General features: G+C 47.7%; 19 protein-coding genes. 7 read left to right on the top strand and 12 right to left on the bottom strand.

Annotation, left to right across the window (positions count from 1 at the left end):
- Nucleotides 1–100 precede the first annotated feature (100 nt).
- The 10 genes from DYH48_RS20935 to DYH48_RS20890 form a co-directional block, all read right to left on the bottom strand.
- Entirely contained in the window at nt 101–916 is an 816-nt protein-coding gene (locus DYH48_RS20935) for an energy transducer TonB (protein WP_115335833.1), read from the bottom strand.
- Nucleotides 913–1,317, bottom strand: coding sequence for an ExbD/TolR family protein (locus DYH48_RS20930; protein ID WP_115335832.1), 405 nt, complete (start codon nt 1,315–1,317; stop codon nt 913–915). Before DYH48_RS20930 ends, DYH48_RS20935 begins: the two co-directional genes overlap by 4 nt.
- The gene (locus DYH48_RS20925) at nt 1,317–1,787 is read right to left on the bottom strand and encodes an ExbD/TolR family protein (protein ID WP_115335831.1); all 471 of its coding nucleotides are present in this window, start codon (nt 1,785–1,787) and stop codon (nt 1,317–1,319) included. Before DYH48_RS20925 ends, DYH48_RS20930 begins: the two co-directional genes overlap by 1 nt.
- Nucleotides 1,771–2,697, bottom strand: a complete 927-nt coding sequence (locus tag DYH48_RS20920; protein WP_115335830.1) for a MotA/TolQ/ExbB proton channel family protein — start codon at nt 2,695–2,697, stop codon at nt 1,771–1,773. The genes DYH48_RS20925 and DYH48_RS20920 overlap by 17 nt, the downstream gene beginning before the upstream one ends.
- An 8-nt stretch (nt 2,698–2,705) precedes the next feature.
- The gene (locus DYH48_RS20915; protein WP_107402957.1) at nt 2,706–3,074 is read right to left on the bottom strand and encodes a DUF3325 domain-containing protein; all 369 of its coding nucleotides are present in this window, start codon (nt 3,072–3,074) and stop codon (nt 2,706–2,708) included.
- Nucleotides 3,075–3,094: 20 nt separating this feature from the next.
- Entirely contained in the window at nt 3,095–4,774 is a 1,680-nt protein-coding gene (locus DYH48_RS20910) for a PepSY-associated TM helix domain-containing protein (protein ID WP_115335829.1), read from the bottom strand.
- A complete protein-coding gene (locus tag DYH48_RS20905; RefSeq protein ID WP_014358124.1) occupies nt 4,771–5,133 on the bottom strand; it encodes a hypothetical protein in 363 nt (120 codons plus the stop codon). The genes DYH48_RS20910 and DYH48_RS20905 overlap by 4 nt, the downstream gene beginning before the upstream one ends.
- A gap of 2 nt (nt 5,134–5,135) precedes the next feature.
- On the bottom strand, nt 5,136–7,535 hold the full coding sequence (locus DYH48_RS20900; RefSeq protein ID WP_115335828.1) for a TonB-dependent receptor: 2,400 nt from the start codon (nt 7,533–7,535) through the stop codon (nt 5,136–5,138).
- 101 nt (nt 7,536–7,636) lie between these two features.
- Nucleotides 7,637–8,626 (bottom strand): FecR domain-containing protein, encoded by a 990-nt coding sequence (locus DYH48_RS20895; protein WP_115335827.1) that lies wholly within the window; start codon nt 8,624–8,626, stop codon nt 7,637–7,639.
- Between the two features lie 2 nt (nt 8,627–8,628).
- A complete protein-coding gene (locus tag DYH48_RS20890; RefSeq protein ID WP_012090589.1) occupies nt 8,629–9,135 on the bottom strand; it encodes a sigma-70 family RNA polymerase sigma factor in 507 nt (168 codons plus the stop codon).
- Nucleotides 9,136–9,493: 358 nt separating this feature from the next.
- On the opposite strand from DYH48_RS20890, the gene DYH48_RS20885 reads away from it, so the two are divergent.
- Nucleotides 9,494–10,237: a substrate-binding periplasmic protein gene (locus tag DYH48_RS20885; RefSeq protein WP_115335826.1), complete on the top strand. Its 744-nt coding sequence runs from the start codon at nt 9,494–9,496 to the stop codon at nt 10,235–10,237.
- Between the two features lie 322 nt (nt 10,238–10,559).
- Nucleotides 10,560–11,207 (top strand): CatB-related O-acetyltransferase, encoded by a 648-nt coding sequence (locus DYH48_RS20880; RefSeq protein WP_014620493.1) that lies wholly within the window; start codon nt 10,560–10,562, stop codon nt 11,205–11,207.
- A gap of 46 nt (nt 11,208–11,253) precedes the next feature.
- Here DYH48_RS20880 and DYH48_RS20875 read toward each other — a convergent pair whose 3' ends face one another.
- The gene (locus DYH48_RS20875) at nt 11,254–12,174 is read right to left on the bottom strand and encodes a LysR family transcriptional regulator (protein ID WP_115335825.1); all 921 of its coding nucleotides are present in this window, start codon (nt 12,172–12,174) and stop codon (nt 11,254–11,256) included.
- Between the two features lie 184 nt (nt 12,175–12,358).
- Between DYH48_RS20875 and DYH48_RS20870 the strand changes: the two genes are divergently transcribed.
- The 5 genes from DYH48_RS20870 to DYH48_RS20850 all read left to right on the top strand — a co-directional run bounded on the left by DYH48_RS20870 (nt 12,359) and on the right by DYH48_RS20850 (nt 17,681).
- On the top strand, nt 12,359–13,108 hold the full coding sequence (locus DYH48_RS20870; protein WP_115335824.1) for a 3-oxoacyl-ACP reductase family protein: 750 nt from the start codon (nt 12,359–12,361) through the stop codon (nt 13,106–13,108).
- Nucleotides 13,109–13,304: 196 nt separating this feature from the next.
- Nucleotides 13,305–13,733, top strand: coding sequence for a hypothetical protein (locus DYH48_RS24145; protein WP_037390930.1), 429 nt, complete (start codon nt 13,305–13,307; stop codon nt 13,731–13,733).
- Between the two features lie 279 nt (nt 13,734–14,012).
- On the top strand, nt 14,013–16,124 hold the full coding sequence (locus tag DYH48_RS20860) for a protein-disulfide reductase DsbD family protein (RefSeq protein WP_115335823.1): 2,112 nt from the start codon (nt 14,013–14,015) through the stop codon (nt 16,122–16,124).
- 122 nt (nt 16,125–16,246) lie between these two features.
- A complete protein-coding gene (locus DYH48_RS20855) occupies nt 16,247–17,131 on the top strand; it encodes a DsbA family protein (RefSeq protein WP_115335822.1) in 885 nt (294 codons plus the stop codon).
- Nucleotides 17,132–17,156: 25 nt separating this feature from the next.
- On the top strand, nt 17,157–17,681 hold the full coding sequence (locus DYH48_RS20850) for a protein disulfide oxidoreductase (protein WP_014620499.1): 525 nt from the start codon (nt 17,157–17,159) through the stop codon (nt 17,679–17,681).
- Nucleotides 17,682–17,791: 110 nt separating this feature from the next.
- On the opposite strand, the gene cyoE is transcribed toward DYH48_RS20850, so the two are convergent.
- Nucleotides 17,792–18,724: a heme o synthase gene (gene cyoE, locus DYH48_RS20845; protein WP_006079488.1), complete on the bottom strand. Its 933-nt coding sequence runs from the start codon at nt 18,722–18,724 to the stop codon at nt 17,792–17,794.
- Nucleotides 18,725–18,726: the final 2 nt, after the last annotated feature.

Here is an 18,726-nt window from a genome sequence, read left to right as displayed (position 1 = left end):
CTATTTACATGATTGCTCAGACAAACAAGCAAGGCACTCATTAAATATGATGACTAGGTCGACAAGTTTGTCCGCTGGATCTTCCATTTCACGGTGCAGCTTAACGTAAGAAAAACTGCACTGGCACAACAAGTTCTAACGTCTCGTTTGGCATTGCATCGGGTATGGCAGGTAAGGGCTGGGCTCGCTCCAACATTTTTAGTGCTTCTGCATCTAATGTTTGATAGCCCGAACTTTGCTCAATTCGACTCGCGCTGACTCTGCCTTGGCGATCTAACACAAAATACAACATGACTGTGCCTTGCTGACGTCGATTACGTGCCGTGCGCGGATATTCCTTATGTTGTTCCAACCAGGCTAATAAAGTCGCAGTGTAGTCTTGGGTATCGCCAAGCAAACCTCCTCCAGTCATGTTATTGCCGCTGGCCGCCTTATTCTGTTCTGCGGAATTAGCTTCACCACTTTGACCTACTTCGTTGGCAGACGCTGCAGACGCTGCTGACGCTGTCGGCGATGGGGTTTCGGTTGGGCTGCTATGCTGCTCATTCACCTCGGACTGAGTTGTTAGCTCATCTTGAGGCGTTGGCGCTATGGGTTTAGGTTTGGTACTTAGTGTGGGAGTTACTTTCTTTGTTATGGGTGGCAGTCGTGCTGGTTTATCGAGTTGCTCTTTAATGGGCTCAGACTTTTGCTCAGCTACTGGCGCCGTCGTTTGTGGCAGAGCACTCGCTGCGCTACCTGCTGGCCCTAAGGAAATTTCAATCCCTCCGTTGCCAACCGCTTTAGCCTGACCCGAGGGCGTTATTACTGCTGGTGACCAAAACACTGCAGCCGTTAAGGCGATGTGCAAAAAAGTCGCTAACAGTAAAGCTATACAGCATTGCACTATGTTCGGCGCGAACTCTTGGTCTGTCATTTGGCCCCCAGCTCAGTTAATAAACGCAGCTTTTTAACGCCTACGCTATACAAGGCTTGGGTAAAATGTACGAGCTGGTTTCCCGATAACTCACCATCAACTTTCAGCGTGACTTGGGTTTCTGGCTCGGCGGACAGCAGCATATCGATGCGTGCTAACAGTTCTGCTTCCGTAATCGGTTCATTATCGAGTGCGAGCTTGTTTTCACGGCTTATTAGGATGAGCACTGCATCCGGTTCATCTACGCCATCACTTTGCGAGACCGGTGGAGTGACATCAAACGGCGCTGTCACTGAAAGGCTACCTGCGATCATAAAAAAGATTAACAGCAAGAACACCACATTAATCAGCGGCAAAATACGTTCTTCGGTTTGGTCTGGTCGACGTTCAGGAAAATGCATTAGTGGCTGTTCTCCATATTATTGCCTTCCGCTTTCGTCGCAGGTGCGGGTTGCCAATTGGAGTCTTCTACCAGTGTTAGCGGCGTAATCCCTGCGGCATTAAGTGCATCCAATACCTGTACTAACCTTTGTACTGGAGTATCCGCCTGCGGCTGTAGGCTCACTATCTGGCTTGCAGGCTGGCGCCCTTGTGCTTTTTGCTGTAATGCTTCCAGTGTGATCGTTTCGCCGTTTAGTTGCAGTTGGTCTGCGCTAATTTGTACTAAAAATGGCGCTTGCTCAGCGGGAGCGGGGCTACCTGCCGTGCTGGTATCGAGCGCCACAGTGCGCCAGTCTAGAAAACTGGAAGACAGCATAAAAAACACCAATAGGATAAACACCACATCAATGAGTGGCGTTAAGCTAATCACAGCTTTACGTTTTGAAGGATGAGCCGTGAGTCTTGGTCGTTGACTAAATGGCGCTTGCATGGAGTGCCTGTTTGTTATTGGCTGTGAGTGGTGTAACCACAGTGCTTGGTGCTTGATAAGTGCTGGCCGCCGATAACTCTGGGGTAAACAGTTGCGTCACTAAGTTATCCATTTCATGTGCGAGGTGATCGACGCGCCGCTCCAGATAGTTCAGCAATGCCACCACTGGGATAGCGACACACAAACCGACCGCTGTGGTGAGCAAGGCTTCCCAGATCCCGCCCGATAGAATCGCCGGATTCACTTTATTACCCGCCGCTTGGAGTTGTTGAAAGGCGGCGATCATACCCATTACCGTGCCCAGTAATCCCAGTAGTGGTGATAATGAACCTATGACCTCTAGTGGGCGCAATCCGCGTCTTAACTGAAATAGCGCATTACAGCCATAACGCAGTACTTCTTCGCGGACTAAAGATTCAGGCAGTTGGCGTGTGATGCCACGAATTGCTTGTGCCATTGCCTGTGCTGTGGGATTGCGGCTTACTGCAGCAAGCTGTAATGCTTCTTCCTGCTTGCCTTGTTGCCATAGCGCTAATGCCTGCCTTGCGGGTTTACGTTGCCACAGACCTGCTCGCTGAAACTGAATAAGTTTTATCAGCACAATCGTCATCGCAACCAATGACATCAGCACCAATATCACCACTACTGTGCCGCCCGTCTCTAGCAGCGCGAGGGCATCGTTCCACCAAGTCGATGTTGCTAACACATCTGTAGCGGAAGCTTCCTCCGTTGGCTGTTGCACACTCGAAACTACCGTTTCAGGTACTGAAGACAATTGCTCAATGGCATGAGTCTCAGTGTTGATCGGTAACGTGGCTTGGCTGTTATCGGCGCTGGTATTTTCCTGCGCCCAACTGGCGAGTGGCACAGCAAGTAATACCAATGAGAGTAAAACGGCTTTCAATATCATCAATTTTATCAACCTTTAACTTGATTCATTTTATGGTTAACTCGCCCTGTATCTGGGTAAGTGAAGGAGAATAATTTACCCGCAGGACGTAACCAGCGAGGTCGCCAAGCTAAGGTTAAAGCAACGGCAAGTGCAGCCACGCCAATCATTGTTATCCAGAGCAGACTGCCAAAGCTGGCACCGTCGCGCACCAGCGATAGTGCTAAAGATATGCTTAGCATCAAGATACCTAGGCTGCGTAGGAGCAACACCTCCCTTTGAGTGGGTAGCGCCTTATCGAAAACAACGCGCCAATGCCGTACTTGGCTCAGGGCGAACAAAGCAAAGCTGAGGTAGGCCGTGCTAAATATGGCGACTAACAGCAGGTCTTTAGGCATTAATCCTCTCCTTTTAACATCTAACTCTCACGGATGACTGATAGTTTCCGCGCTGCGTAAATGGCCATCACTGCACTAGTAACAAGCACTAAGTCTAGGGTCGCAACGGGCCAATAGGTATGGGTGAATAGGGTCTTAAGCAGATGGTCGCCTGTGGTTATCCAGTTCAGTCCCACAGCTGCGATAGCAATCAGAGCAATCGCCCAGCATTGTTCTGCCCAAGCCTTTCGGTAACCATGCTGTTTGTTCAAAAACACTCTGATCAACGCATGAAGTAAGCAAGCTAACCAGACACCAAAGAAGGCATATACCTCTAAATCGCGGCTGGAGATACCTGCTAATTGTTCTCTATTATTGAGCAAGCGATTGACCACTAAAAAAGCCCCGGTCGCAGAAATAATGCCAGTGATCGCAGCGATGTTATGTGCATTCATAAAAGACACATTGAAGCCAGTGCTGCCTTGCTTTTGGTTACGTGCCTGAGCCCAATGCAGTAGGCCAGTGGCGATTAACGCGCAAGCACCCAGCCCTGCGATAAAATAAAGCCAGCGCAGTGGCCAGTGTTTAAATTTGATGTAATGCATACCAGCAATAAAGTTAAATACATTGGTCGTCGAGGATGAGTTGAAATGTGCTAGTTCCTCTCCAGTGGCGGTAGAAAATCTCCTATTATCAATATTCTGAGATACGCTGTTATCGCCATTTAGCCTGAGTGCGACGACACCACCTGCATCTCCAGGATTGCTAACCCGAATCATATAGACAGCCCCTTGACCTAGTTCGTTTTCGGTCGCCGCAATCATAGGATCAATTGCGACAACATTGGCGGGTTGGCCTATTGCTTGTGGTCTAACGCGCCCCTGTGATTCGGCGATAAAACGGCTCCGAGCTGGACTATTGCGTGAGCCTTCTCTGGCATCGGTAATTTCGTCTTCATTTTCACTGCTAACATCTTGCTCACGTTTGCGTGAAGCTTCTCTTACTTTGGATTTGGGTCGTTCCTGCGTCACGGATGGTGGGTTGAGCTGTGCGAAAACGGCATCGGGCGCCTTGGGGAAATAGATCAAGTGCGCAATCATTAGCCCAGACAAGGTGATGACGATAGTGAAAGGCAGCAGCACAACGCCTGTGAGGTTATGAATATCGAGATTGGCTCTGCCAAAGCCACGAAGCAGCCTAAGGGTAAAGAAATCGGCAAATATTCTACGGTGTATGACTATGCCGGAAATTAACAGGCAAAGCATACCCATGCTCGCAATACCAACCAGTAGGGCGCCAATGTTGTTTTGGCGTAAGGTTAAATTGTGATGGAAGGGGTAAATAAAGTTACTCGCTCCTCGGGTGTTTGGAGCCGGAAGCGGTTCGAGCGTGATCGGGTGGAAACTATTTCGCTGTGCTATGTGTGACTTTGCAGAATCATAAGCCAATGTCAAAAAAGGTCTGCGCTCAGCGGGTAGCACTATAGTCCAAGCTTTTGCCCCCTCAGCTCGCTCTGCCAGTAAAGGTATAATCTCGCGGTCTACCGATAATGGCCTTGCTGTATCCATGTGGATTCGAGTGTGTGGCATCATCCAGCGATCGATTTCTTTATCGAATACTGACAGCGTGCCGGTCCAGAAAATGGCGAACAGCAAGCCGCTTAACATTAATCCTGCCCAAGTGTGCAGGAGACTCATCCGAGTACGGAATCCATCTTTCATACTAATGCTCCAATTATCCAAGCCATGAAGATGGAGAGGCCAGTCAGGCTGCTTACATTCAGCCAAGTTCGCAGGACGCCGTTACGGGAAAATGCCCACAATAGAATGAGCACTAAGTAGATAAACCCGAGCATACTGGTGACGACCACGGCATCCGTCCATGGCATGCCCATGTGGTAAAGCAGAGCTCCTGTTGTATTAACAAATTGGCCACTGGATAAATAGCACAATAAACAGATGGCGATTGAGTGTGCCACCATCCCAGTGGTGAACAGCCATTTGCCAACGGCGCTTTGATTGCCGCGCTTCGATTGATGGGACAATCGTGAGTCTTTTTCGAGCATGATATGTAGGCCCATATTCAGAATTGCGTCTTAACGCTAACGAAATAGCTACGTCCGCGCTCTGAATAGCGGTAGGCCCCAGTATCGTTATTCACTTTAAATCGTGTAGCGTCGGTGATGTTGTCTATCCCGACGTTGAAGCTAATATAGCGGTTCAGCGAATAGTTCAGACCTGCGTCCAGCGTGATCAAATCCTTGTCACTCTTATCGACCGTGTTGCGTTCGAAGCTGACTCGGGTAATTTCGCCCTCATAATTACCTCTCAGGAATGCCGAGAGTGCCTCTGTAGGTTGGTAGTCGAGCGTAATTGAGCCGTTATGATTTGGGATACCGACGAGTGAATTTCCGTCTAGCAATGCCAAGGTGTCACCGAAAGGGCGTGGACCCGCGGGGGTATTGATGATCACGTTGTCTGCGTCAATTCGTGAATCGGTATAGGTGTAACTCGCTTTGAGCGCCAAGGTATCAGTTATGTCCCAGTGACCTTCAAGTTCGACACCGCGGATCTGTGCTCCCTTGGCATTTAGCCAAGTGGCCCAAGCTGGGCAGTCTTTGGTGCCAACGTCACCTGAAATGCAATAGGCTGGAATATATCCACCGTTACCATCGTCGAAATAGAAGGTGTTGGTGTTAAGGATTTTGTTGGAAAAGTCATTGAAAAATAGCGTTGCGCCGATATTTAGCGTGTCATCTTTAGTGTAAAGCGCGCCGATTTCATAATTCGTGCTTTGTTCTGGCTCTAAGTCCGGATTACCAACAATGACAAACTGACTCGTACTGCCGCCGCGTTGAGAGCCTGTGGTGTTATCAATCTGGTCAATCTTCGGGCTCTTGTAGCCAGTGGCTATGCCCCCTTTGAAAGTCCAGTGATCGTTATGATTGAAAACAAGATATGCTCTAGGTGAGACATGATGACCAAAGAATTCGTTATCCGTTAGTCGCGCACCAAGGGTGAGATAAAGTTTCTCTGTGAGCAGTTCCCATTCGTCTTCTGCAAAAATACTGATATCGCTGACAGAGCGGGTACCAAAGCTTCGGGGAGTACCATTACCTAAATCACCGTTAGTCAGTTTGTCGTTAGTCCATTGACCACCGAAAGTCAGAGTATGGCTATCTACACCTGTGATGAAGCGCGCATCGCCGACTTTGTTTGTTGATCCTGTAGTGAAATCAGCTGCAGCAGGATAAGTCAGTCTTTCATAATCTTCTTCATAGTATTTCAGTTCTAGTTCGCCAAGATCGAACAAGGCATTGTAGGCAATGCTCCATGCATCTCGGGTCCATTCGCGGTCAATACTTCCTCTGGCGGTGGTGAGTAGAACTCCACCAGGATTGCCAATGTAGCGCTGACTCGCCTTTGAGTAGTCGAGGATAAACTCGTGGTCGCGATTAGGCGTGATCCGCAGCTTACCGCCTAGGGTTCGCTTAGTGGATTCCTGATATCCACCGTAATATTTGTCTTCGTCCTGTACGGCTTGATTTCCCCAAATGGAAGCACCAAGCAGATCTTTAACCAGTGGCCCCGAAATATAGATATCCTGTTGGTTTTGATTCCCCATAGCGCTGCTGTCTGGCACGCGCAAACTATAGCCCGCGCTGGCACTCCAATGTTCGGGTGTTTTTTTGGTAATGATATTGATGATGCCGCCCATTGCATCGCTACCGTAGAGAGAACTCATAGGTCCACGAACCACTTCGACGCGCTCAATCGACGCAACGGGAGGGATAAAATTGCTATCGAGATCTTCGTTGTTCAATCCTCGCGGATTTCCCGTGTCCGAGCGTACCCGCTTGCCGTCAACGAGCACTAACGTATAACCCTTCTCCATGCCGCGTATGGATATTCCGCTCTGTGCGCCAGAGCCAATCACATTGACACCGGGAATTTCCCGCGCGATATCTTGCAGTGAATTAAATTTGCGTTGCTCTAGATCCTTGCCTGAAAGCACACTAATGCTCGCTGGCGCATTTTTGATATCCTGTTCATAACCCGCAGCGCTGATAACCGTTATGGGTGCCAACACTATTGCGGCGGTCGCCTTGCCGAGAATATATTGCCCCTCAAGGCGCGATGTGACCTGTAAACCCGTCCCCGCCAGTATCTTTTGCAAGCCTGCTTCAATCGAGTATTGTCCCTCTAGCCCTAAGCTGGTTTTACCCCGAGTGAGTGCTGAAGATATCGACAGATCAATATTCGCGGCTAGAGCAAAGCTGTTGAGTACAGCATCGAGCGTGCCCGCCTTAATCTGATAATGTTGTAGCTTGTTGATTTGTCTAGCATCAACATCGACAGTTTGAGCCAGTGATGGCTGTGGTGCTGTAATGCTTAAGATGACGGTGAAACTCAGGCCCATAAGGGACAAGTAGTTAGCGCGGTATTTTTTGGGTCGCGAACGGCCAAATTCAACGGAATGCATAGAGAGTCCCAAGGGGGAAAGTTAATAGGTTCTATCTACTATTCCGAACGAGATCGCAAAACCCGTAAAAATTTTTGAAAATAATTTTCAGCGTTAAGGTTTTAGCGGGCTGGGATCACTTTGACCCAGTAAGCGGTGCGATATTGCAGTTCTACTGACAGGCTGCTTGCAAGGCTTTGTAGGGCAAGGTCGGTATCTTGCAGAGAAAATACGCCGCTGATGGTCAAATTGGCCACGGCACTATCGTATAGCGTGAAGCCGGGTCGATAGCGGCCGATCTCCTCGATAAAATCCGCTACCCGCATCCCTTCTGCCACTAGCTTGCCATGACGCCAACTTATCGCTGCGTTTTGTAGCGGTTTAGGAGGCGCAATCATTGTCTTATCAAATCGAGTTTGTTGGCCTGCATCCACTCGTTGTGGCTTACCACCACTGGCAGCATAAGCTTCTACTGCGCCGTCGATTACGGCTACACGGGCATAGTATTCGTATTGGCGGATGCAGAACTCAGTACCTAACGCGATTAGTTGGCCAAAGTGAGTGGTGACTAAGAATTGGCGACGGGGAGATTCATGACCCGTTTTGATCAAGATCTCTCCTTGATGGAGTTGTATTTGCCGTTTCTCGGCGGAGAAATCCACATCCACTGCAGTATCTATGTTTAGTGTTAAGCGGGTGCCATCTTCAAGAGTAAAGGTGCGAGTTTCGTTTGCGCCGGTGCGGTATTGAGCCTGCAGACTCCGGCCAAGTCGAGTCTGTGACGCGCCAAGCCAAGTCGCGGTGACGCCAATCCCTGCCAGCGCTAAAACATTGAGGAAACGCCGACGTGATACGACGGACTGGCTAACTTTTTCAAGCACTTGGATGCCTGTACCCTTAGGTAAGGAGGCGAACTTGCCAGTGATCTGGCACATGCGTTGCCATGCTTGTTCGTGAAGTGAGCTTTGGTCACGCCATTGTTGGCAGTTAATACTATCCTGCTCGGTAGCGTCATCCGCCAACAGACGTGCCATCCAGCCAGCAGCAGCTTCAATGGCATCGCAGTTGTTTTCCTGCCCGATATTCTCGGCCCCGGATTGATTGGCAGGCATGACTAATAGGATTCCAGCGCGAGGCAGCAGGCCGCTAAGCCTCGCGCAACGTACTTTTCTACCGATGAAACAGAAACTGATAGTTGCTTAGCAATGTCGGCATAGCTTAAACCCTCTATCTGGCGCAGTAACAGCGTCAAGCGCACATTATCCGGCAAGTTATCGAGCATAACGGCAATTTCAGCGAGTGTTTCAATGATGACATGATGGATTTCTGGCCCAGGAATGAATGTTTCTGGCATCAAGCTCAAACTTTCTAGGTAGGCTTCTTCAATCTTCTGCCGACGATAAGCGTCAATCATCAATCCTTTGGCAATGCGGGTTAAAAAACGCCGCGATTCGCCTGAAGGCGGTAAATTTCCGGTTTTTAACAAACGTAGAAATGTATCTTGGGCTAGGTCGGCCGCTGTTTCTGAACAACCCACGCGTGAGTATAGCCAGCCGCGTAGCCAAAACTGGTTATCTCTATATAGGTTATTGATAGGAGAAGAAATATTGACCGACGTCATACGGTATAGGCAAGAATATTAATAATGCTGTAATGATATTGATTATCATTTGATAGGTCAAGTTTTGTGTCATTACGCCCATGAGATTACCTGCTTATGCATAGCGATAATCATGGTGGAAATAAGCTGTAATCCTGTTTTATGCGACTTTCGAGCAAAAGGATTCGCCTATCTTTTTGTGTTTTTGACTGGCTCAACTAAACTTGAGCCTTATCTCTATAGGACTACCGATTATCTTTTTGAAAAATATGGTGATTCATTAATGATATAAAAACATCTTGTTAGGTTTAGCTTGCTGGTGGTTTGACTTAGTTTCTAAGTGAATAAAAAGAAAGTTGGAATATTTTAGGAGAAATTGATGAGTAAGTTTCTGCTGTTCCTGATTTTAACTATGAGTGCCTTTGTTGCGGCTGCAAACCAAGATGTTCTTATCGGTAGCGGAGAATGGTCTCCGTATGCTGGCGCTAAATTGAAAGGATTAGGTTTTTTAAACGATGTGGTCACAATCGCTTTTGAGCAGGAAGGAATTACCGCAAAATTCGAGTTCAAACCTTGGGCTCGTATTGAAGTCGAAACCGGTAATGGGTATTTTCTCGCGTCACCCGGTTGGTCCATTCAAGAAGATCGTAAAGCCCAATATCTGTTCAGTAAGAAACCGATAATCGTTTCTCGCAGCGTATTTATTGAACGAGTTGATAGTCAGTTTGACTGGAAGATTATGAGTGATCTTAAACAATTTACTATCGGGAGCAACCGAGCCGATTACTATGTTAACGCATTGACTGAGATAGGAGTTAAAGTTCAAGAGTTAAACGAATACCCACAGGGAATCAAGATGCTACTTGCTAAACGTTTTGACGCGTTCATTGTAAATGAAGCCGTGGGGCTGAAACTGATACGCGATTTATCTGCTGAAGAACAAGCTAAAATTCAAATACACCCTTTAGCGTATGATGAAAATTTCTCCTTCCTCATGTTTTCTAAAAATTACCCTAATGTCGAAGCTCTTGTCGAAAAGTATGATTCTGGCTTTGAAAAAATACAGAAATCAGGGCTATATCAAACAATGGTTCAAGATTTATATAAAGGTAAATATGATTGATTAGATTTTATTGCGCGGCAAAAAAGTGGAATATTTTTACGATCAAAATGTTTTTCACCCTCAAGTCATTGTCTAAACGTGTGACTTAACTAACCATCATAGCTTTGCAGCGGCGGGCTATGGTGGTTAACATGTCGGCTGGCATAGCTCATGTCGATATTTCAGCTTTATGGGCTATTTTCTTTTTGATACCCACTTATGACTTTTATATGAAACTCATTCCTCTGCTAAAACAACCGCGTATTCACTGACTATTCTAATGTGAAACTTCTCATAACATCATGTCTTATATTTATTATTTTGTTTATAAAGAGGATTTACAATGCAGAACAAGCATTGGTCAAAAGTTCAGTTATTGCATGAGGTGGTCACCAATCCCAATATCATAGTCAAAGGCCAACATAGCTATTACAGTGATTGCTGGGATGCTGGCTTTGAGGGATCCGCAGTGAGATATCTTCATGGTGATGAAGTGAGCCGTGAGTGGGAGCCTAAGTGGCCTATCGATAAACTTTATATCGGGAACTATGTGTGTATCGCCGCCGAAGTTGTAATCTTAATGGGCGGAAATCATACGCATAGAGCGGATTGGTTTTGTTTATATCCCTTTATGGATTTCATCGAGGAGGCCTATGTAGGCAAAGGCGATACTCATATTGGTGATGGGGCTTGGTTAGGCATGAGATGTATGTTGATGCCTGGGGTGACGATAGGTGAAGGTGCGGTTGTTGCCGCAAATAGTGTCGTCACTCAAAATATCGAACCCTACAGTATTGTGGCGGGATCACCTGCGAAATTAATCAAGTATCGGTTTGATAAAGACGTCATTACTGAGTTACTGGCGTTAAAAATCTACGATTGGCCTGCCGAAAAGTTTGAAAGCTTAAAGCGGTATTTGTGTTCGGCGGATATTGACGCGCTCAGCAAAGCGATCACTCGCTATGATCAATCCATACATCAAAGCAAATAACCGTTAGTCCCAAAGTGAAAGGTCGCGCTCAGTCGAGGCCTTTCACTTATTCTGCCTTAAATCTGCTTTTTGGCGTTTTGGCTAGTTCCAGCAGTTCTTCGATGATCACCCGTAGCTTGGGTTGGAGGTAAGGGGTTTTAAGCCAAATCAGGTGGATAGGCGTGTCGTCACTGGCGAGTTCGTCCAGTACCGAGATGAGTTCACCGGTTTTAAGATAGTCCTCAACCAACCATATCGGCACTTGCGCTAAACCCACTCCCGCCAGTGTGGCCGCTAAAATGGCTTCGCAATCAGCGATTTCGTGGCGTACTGGAATGTCATAGGCCTCGATGATCCCATCCTCATTTTTAAGTAACCAGCGATGTTGCTGCCCGAGCGGCCAGCCAACAATGCATTGGTGCTGGCTGAGATCTGCTTTGTCTTGTGGCGTGCCAAGTCGAGCAAAATAGGCAGGAGATGCGCAGATCACTCGGCGTTGTTCCCCTAATCTACGGGCGACTAAATCCACAGTGTCGCCGAGTTGTCCGACACGCACTGCCAAATCAATGCCGTCACTGAATAAGTCGGTCGTTCTATCGTTGAAGGTGATAGATAACTCGAGCTTGGGATATTTTTGCGATAGTGATAATAGGGTTGGCAGTATATATCGCCGCCCAAACGTGACGGGTAAATCCACTCGCACTCGACCTGAGGGAATTTGCTGTTCGCTGCCGAGTCGGCTTTGTGCATTGTCTAGGATTGCCATAGCATTTTGGCAGTCTTTGAGGTACGAATCGCCATCATTGGTTAAGCTCACACGCCTTGTGGTGCGGTGTAAAAGTTTAGTGCCTAAGCGGGTTTCTAATCGCACTATGCTTTTACTGAGCGCCGAACCTGTCATGCCTAACGCCTGCGCCGCTAAGGTATAACTGCCGAGCTGTGCAACTGTGACGAAATGGCGTATCTCAACAAATTGATTATTTATCACAGTAATTAATTCCTTGAAGGACTTAGTGATGGTCATTTTAGTGACTTAATCATGGCAAGTGAATCGCGTAAGCTACTACCACAGTATGAAAATGAGCGTTAATAACTGGTCAATGGCTAATTTATGATTGATAAGTAACGTTTTCTATACCATGAATTTTTTATTCCTATTGAGTGAGCTAACTATGAAATCGTCGAATAATCTGCAAGGTAAAGTGGCTTTTGTACAAGGTGGTAGCCGTGGTATCGGTGCTGCCATCGTTAAGCGTTTAGCGAGTGACGGCGCCGCGGTTGCCTTTACCTATGTGTCTTCTGAGGCGCAGTCACAATTGCTGGTGGATGAAGTTATATCGCAGGGTGGTCAAGCCGTTGCCATTAAGGCTGACAGTACTGATCCAGAAGCGATCCGTCGTGCCATCCGCGAGACCAAAGCGCTTTTCGGAGGTTTGGACATAGTCGTCAATAATGCGGGCACGTTGATTTGGGATAGCATCGAGAACCTGACGTTAGAAGACTGGGAACGAACTGTTAACACTAATGTGCGCAGTGTGTTTGTGGCCAGTCAAGAAGCTGCGCTGCACATGAATGATGGCGGCCGCATCATCAATATCGGTAGCACCAACGCTGAGCGTATTCCGTTTGTAGGTGGTGCGATTTACGGCATGAGTAAATCTGCCTTAGTCGGTTTGGCCAAAGGATTAGCGCGGGATTTAGGCCCACGTGCCATTACGGTGAACAATATTCAGCCAGGACCTGTGGATACCGATATGAACCCTGATAACGGTGATTCATCTGAGCCCGTTAAGGCGATGGGTGCTCTGGGTCGTTATGGTAAAGCCGAAGAGATTGCCAGTTTTGTCGCCTTTATCGCGGGTCCAGAAGCGGGCTACATCACTGGTGCGAGTTTGATGATTGATGGTGGGTTTTCAGCATAAGCTTTGTCTGTATCTATTTTTCAGGCAAGCCAAAATAATTTGCTTGTTGATGAACTATTGTTACAATCCGCCGGTCTTATCTGCAGCTATATGTTGAAAGACACTCATTTTTTATCTTTATTATCAAAGAATAAGACGAAGAGAAATCCAAATTTTTACGTTATTGACTAAGAAAACAGGCAACTTATGGGGCGTGATGGTGTTTACCATTCTGACCTTGTTCTGTTTGACTCAAAACAGTGGAATACTTAACTTGTTGCTCAAGGAGTCGAGCGCGCAAGCGATGTCGGCTACGTCTTTTTCTGGTGCTGGTTTTAACGCCAACTCAGTTTTAAACTCGAGTTCAGCTTTAAACAGCAGCTCAGCTTCAAGCAATATGGCTAGTCACGTCGATGCCCAAGCGGCGGGTACTGAGCTGGTCAAAAGCGAGCCTAAAAAATGTGAATTGTCTGAGAAATCGATCCGAACCTGCATCGATGCACCGAGTTCCATTCCATTTCTTATCCTGTTGTTCCTACTTCCGTTACTTCCCCGCGCCTCCCGCGTAATAACACTGTTACCCATACAAGGTTATCAAGCTAAACCTAGGCGAATACATCTCACTCTCTGTCGCTTTCAAGAATAGAAATAATTTACTTATCAAACTGATAGGTGAGTTTATTCTGGCGCCCATTCTCTAGCTCGATCGTTGGCTTTTCTTACCCGTTTACCGGTTGAAAGGACCATTACCCAGCTGCAGAACGTCCGCTTTTACACATCCTATCTCAGATCAAATTTCTTGAATTAAGCCTGCTACCACACTGATTTTTCTTAAGCCATCACGCCCTTTGTAACGGGGGCAGAGTTAAGCAGTAAAGCAAGCATTTACAGGGCATAACGAACAGTTCATGCCAATGGGGACAAAATGAGTACATTAAAATCCATGTTAACCAGATTCTGGATACTCGCCTTGATAGTGACGAGTCCGTCACTATTGGCCGCATCGACGGGGTGGTTAGTTAACGATAATCACCCGCCAGCCAAAGTACGTTTTATGCTGACGGGCGAAGTTGATCCCACAACGAATACTTTGCCCGCTGTGCTTGAAGTACAACTTGAGGGTGATTGGAAAACCTATTGGCGTAGCCCTGGGGAAGGCGGTATCGCGCCTACCATCAAATGGGATGGCTCACACAATCTACAGCAAGTAGATTGGAGGTGGCCAGCGCCAGAGGAATTCTCATTATTGGGATTACAAACCTTTGGTTACAAAGGAAATACCACCTTCCCATTAACCCTAAAAGTCGATGATATCGCTGCACCAACCCAGCTGCGCGGCAAAGTGACCTTGTCGACCTGTACCACTATCTGTGTACTGACGGATTATCAGATTAGTCTCGACTTCACGCCCAATGCGCTGCAAGCAGATACCGATGCCATGTTGGCCTACAACAAGGCCGTGTCGCTTGTGCCACAAAAAGTGTTGTCCCAAGAGGGCCAGAATCCTGCCATGACAATGGGTTGGGATGCCGCCAAAGGTCAACTTGAAGTCAGACTCAATGATGCCAACTGGCAGCAACCCACAGTGATTATCGATGGCGAGCCAGATACCACATTCAAGCTAGTGAGCTTAAAGCCAAGCGAAAGTGATGCTAACGGCAAGCAATTGGTCGGTATTTTCAGCGGTAAAAGTTGGCTGGGCGAGCCTGAAGTTTTGGGTAAATCGCTGAACATGACTGTCGCCGATAGCGAGCGAGCGTTGGAATACAGCGCCGAAGTTAAGCCTGTGGTGATTACCCAAGCAAGTACCTCGATATTTGGCATGATTTTGTTAGCGCTTATCGGTGGTTTGATCTTAAACGTCATGCCCTGCGTGTTACCCGTTCTCGGCATGAAGCTCAGTTCAGTGGTAGCTGCGCCTGATCTGAAGCGTAATCAAATCCGCCAACAGTTCATCGCATCAGCGCTGGGGATATTGGCCTCATTCTGGTTACTGGCTGGCTTTATCTTAATGCTTAAGCTCACGGGTCAAGCGATTGGTTGGGGTGTGCAGTTCCAAAACCCTTGGTTTATCGGCTTTATGGCGCTGGTGACCACAGTTTTTGCCTTCAATATGTTAGGTGTGTTTGAGATCAACTTACCCTCTAACGTGCAAACCAAGTTGGCGACAACGGGCGGCAATAATAACAGCGGCCATTTTTTACAGGGCATGTTTGCGACGCTGCTGGCGACACCGTGCAGTGCACCATTTTTGGGTACTGCAGTCGCCTTCGCCTTGGGCGCCGATGTACTTAGCCTGTTTGCCATCTTTACCGCGTTGGCCGTGGGTATGGCGTTCCCTTGGTTGATTGTGGCGGCATTTCCGCAAGTGGCGGGTTATTTCCCCAAACCCGGTCGCTGGATGAATACAGTCAAAGTGTTTTTCTCCGGCATGTTGCTCATCACCAGTCTGTGGCTGATTAGCCTGTTGGCCAGCTTTATTGATGTGCTCTACCTGTGGCCGTTAGCGGGTGTCATTACACTGATATTTATGGTGTTTATGGCTAAAAAGTATGGCGCGATTGCCATCGTGAGCTGCTTAGGTATCGGCATTTTACTGTCGGCGATTATCGCATTTATGACGGCGAGCCAGTGGGCTAAACCTTTACCTGCGGATCTTGCTTGGACGCCATTGGATCAAGCATTGATTAATCAGCAGGTGGTCCAAGGAAAAACTGTGTTTGTCGATGTGACGGCCGATTGGTGTATCACCTGTAAGGCCAATAAAGTTGGCGTGATCTTGCAAGATCCAGTCTATAGCCTGTTGCAACAGCCGCATATTTTGCCGATGAAGGGCGATTGGACCACGCCTTCTGAGCCCATTACTTATTACCTGCAAAGCCATAATCGTTTCGGAGTGCCATTCAACGTGGTTTACGGCCCTGGTGCGCCGCAAGGGATTGAGTTACCGGAAATTCTATCGACTGATCTTGTGCTTGCTGCGATTGAGCAGGCTTCAGCGTCCCCTGAAAAGTCATCTGTAGCGACAGGGAAATAACGTTAACGACCAGCCGTTCACTCGGCAATATCACTAGCCAATCTCGTACGGTAGCTCGCCGAGTGGCACTCAACAAATACTCAGGTCAGGAAGCCCCTGACCTGAAACAATGGAAATCGATTATGAAACAGACAATTGAAGCACAAAACATCACTGAATCAATGCAGAATACTCAAGTCATCGGAGGCACTAAGATGTCGAAATTTAGCTCTTTATTCAAACATCGCAAGTTGCAGATGTTTGCTGTCTCGGGTGTCGTCATGGCAATGCTGGTGGTTTCCTTGCCTTCGGTGAGCACCATGGCCTATGCCAAGGACAGCAGTTTATCGGCGGCGCAGCAACAAGAGGTGCGAGCGATTCTTAAAGATGCCTTGATCAATGATCCTGACCTAATGAGAGAGGCGATTATTGCGTGGCAAGCAAGGGAGCAAGAGGGGGCAAATACAGCCATGCAAACCAGTCTTGTGACTCATCATAAAGCCATGTATGAGACCAAAAGCGATCCGTGGAAGGGCGCTGCGACACCTGAGATTGAGATGGTGTACTTCACCGATTTTAACTGCCCATACTGCAAGAAAATCGAGCCTTCGCTGAACCAGCTGATTGAAGAATTTCCGCAGTTAAAAATCATAGTCAAAATGGTGCCGCTGCAGGGCGAAGGCTCCAAAATGGCGGTCGATTTTGCCCAAACGGTTTGGTTAAACGAGCCTGAAAAGTATCTCAAGGTGAAGGATATGTTGATGTCGAGCCCGCGTGGACTCGATGCCGCCGCCATCGCTAAGGTCGCTAAATTGACGGCAACCGAGCGCTGGGTCGGCAACACAGATGAGCGCGTCGCTAAAATGGTCGATGATAATGTTAATTTAATGAATGAGTTAGGCATAGGTGGCACGCCAAGTATGATAGTGGCCGATACGCTTATTCCCGGACTAGTGCCTTACGAAGTGTTAAAAGAGCAGCTTGAAGCCGCGATTGCCGCTAAAGATAAGACGCAGAAGAGCAGTTAAGATGCAGCCAAAGGAAACTGAAAATATGAGCGCCGAACAAGTTTCGATATCTTTACCTAAACGCATATTGGGCTGGATTAAGCAGCTGGCACTTTTGCTGCTCATTGTCATTATCGTGACCAGCGTGATGGACATCTGGCGTGGCAAAGATATCCCACGGGATAATTTGCCGCAGCTACAAGGGACGACCTTGGCTGGGGAGATGCTTGATATTGCCACGCTCAGCCAAGATCAGGCGGTATTGGTGTACTTCTGGGGCACTTGGTGTCCTGTGTGTAATTTTGTCAGCCCAGCGGTCAATCAAATGTCGGCCTATTACCCCGTGGTGACGGTTGCCATGAGTTCGGGTGAGGATGAGAAACTGAGAAAATATCTGCAGCATCAGGATTATGGCTTTGACACTATTAACGATAGTGACAGCAAGATTGCCCGTGATTGGTCATTGCAGGCGACGCCAACCATTATGATCTTTAAAGATGGCGAGTTAAAACACTACACGACTGGCTTTACTAGCCTGCCAGGCATGTGGTGGCGAATGATGTTCACTTAGAAGTGATATATCAGGGGCTGTTTTAAGGTGGAAAAAAGCGCTAATTTAGGTTAGCGCTTTTGTATTATCAACTTATTTCAGGACTAGACAACTAGCTGAAAGCTTAGGATTTACTTCACTAAGGTGAGCAGTGGCGCCTGACTCACGACTTGGAAGTCGAGCGCCATAGTCACACTGAGCGCCGTAATAGTGATGATTGAAAAACCAAACACTTGGCGAGCCCAGCGTTGCATGTCGACGCCGTGGCGATAACCTTTTAATGCCATGGCAAGCCACCACAGGCTGGTGGCGCAGGTGACCGCCATAAAGGCGATACCTGTGTAACCCGCGAGTGGCAACAGTGCACTGACTAAGGCGAACACGGCAATATAAAGCACGATATGCAGTTTTGCTTTGGTCATGCCTTCTGCAACCGGTAGAACAGGAATATTGGCTGCCGCATAGTCATTAAAACGGAAAATCGCGATGGCGTAAGAATGTGGCATCTGCCATAGACTGAACATCAACAGCAAAATAGCCGCGCCCATGTCCATTTGCCCTGTCACACTGCAATAGCCAACCACGGGCGGTACTGCGCCCGAGAAGCTGCCAACTAAAGTGCCATACACTGAGTTACGTTTCATGTAGAGGCTATAAACCCCCACATAAACGATGTAACCAATAACGGCAAATAGCAGGGCTAATGCATTGGTAAACAAGGCTAAGATGCTAAAGCCCAACACGCCTAAGGCGAGTCCAAACGCGAGTACGTTACCCACGGCAATTTCGCCCGTGACGGTCACGCGTTTGCAGGTTCGCTGCATCTTGGCGTCGATATCACGGTCAATACAGTTATTGATTGCGCAGCCCGAGGCTACGACCAAGGACAATCCCACTAAGCTCGCCAGCATCAAGACCAAATTTACGTCGCCTTTGGCGGCTAATAAAAAACCGCCAGCAACGGAAATCAGATTCCCGAAAATGATGCCAGGCTTAGTAACCTGCACATACCCTTTGAAGCGTGCTTTCCATTGCGGTGACATAAATCTGTCTTGTATTTGCATAG

This window comes from Shewanella baltica, assembly GCF_900456975.1.
GTDB lineage: Bacteria > Pseudomonadota > Gammaproteobacteria > Enterobacterales > Shewanellaceae > Shewanella > Shewanella baltica.
This window is presented reverse-complemented; position numbering and strand designations above follow the sequence as displayed.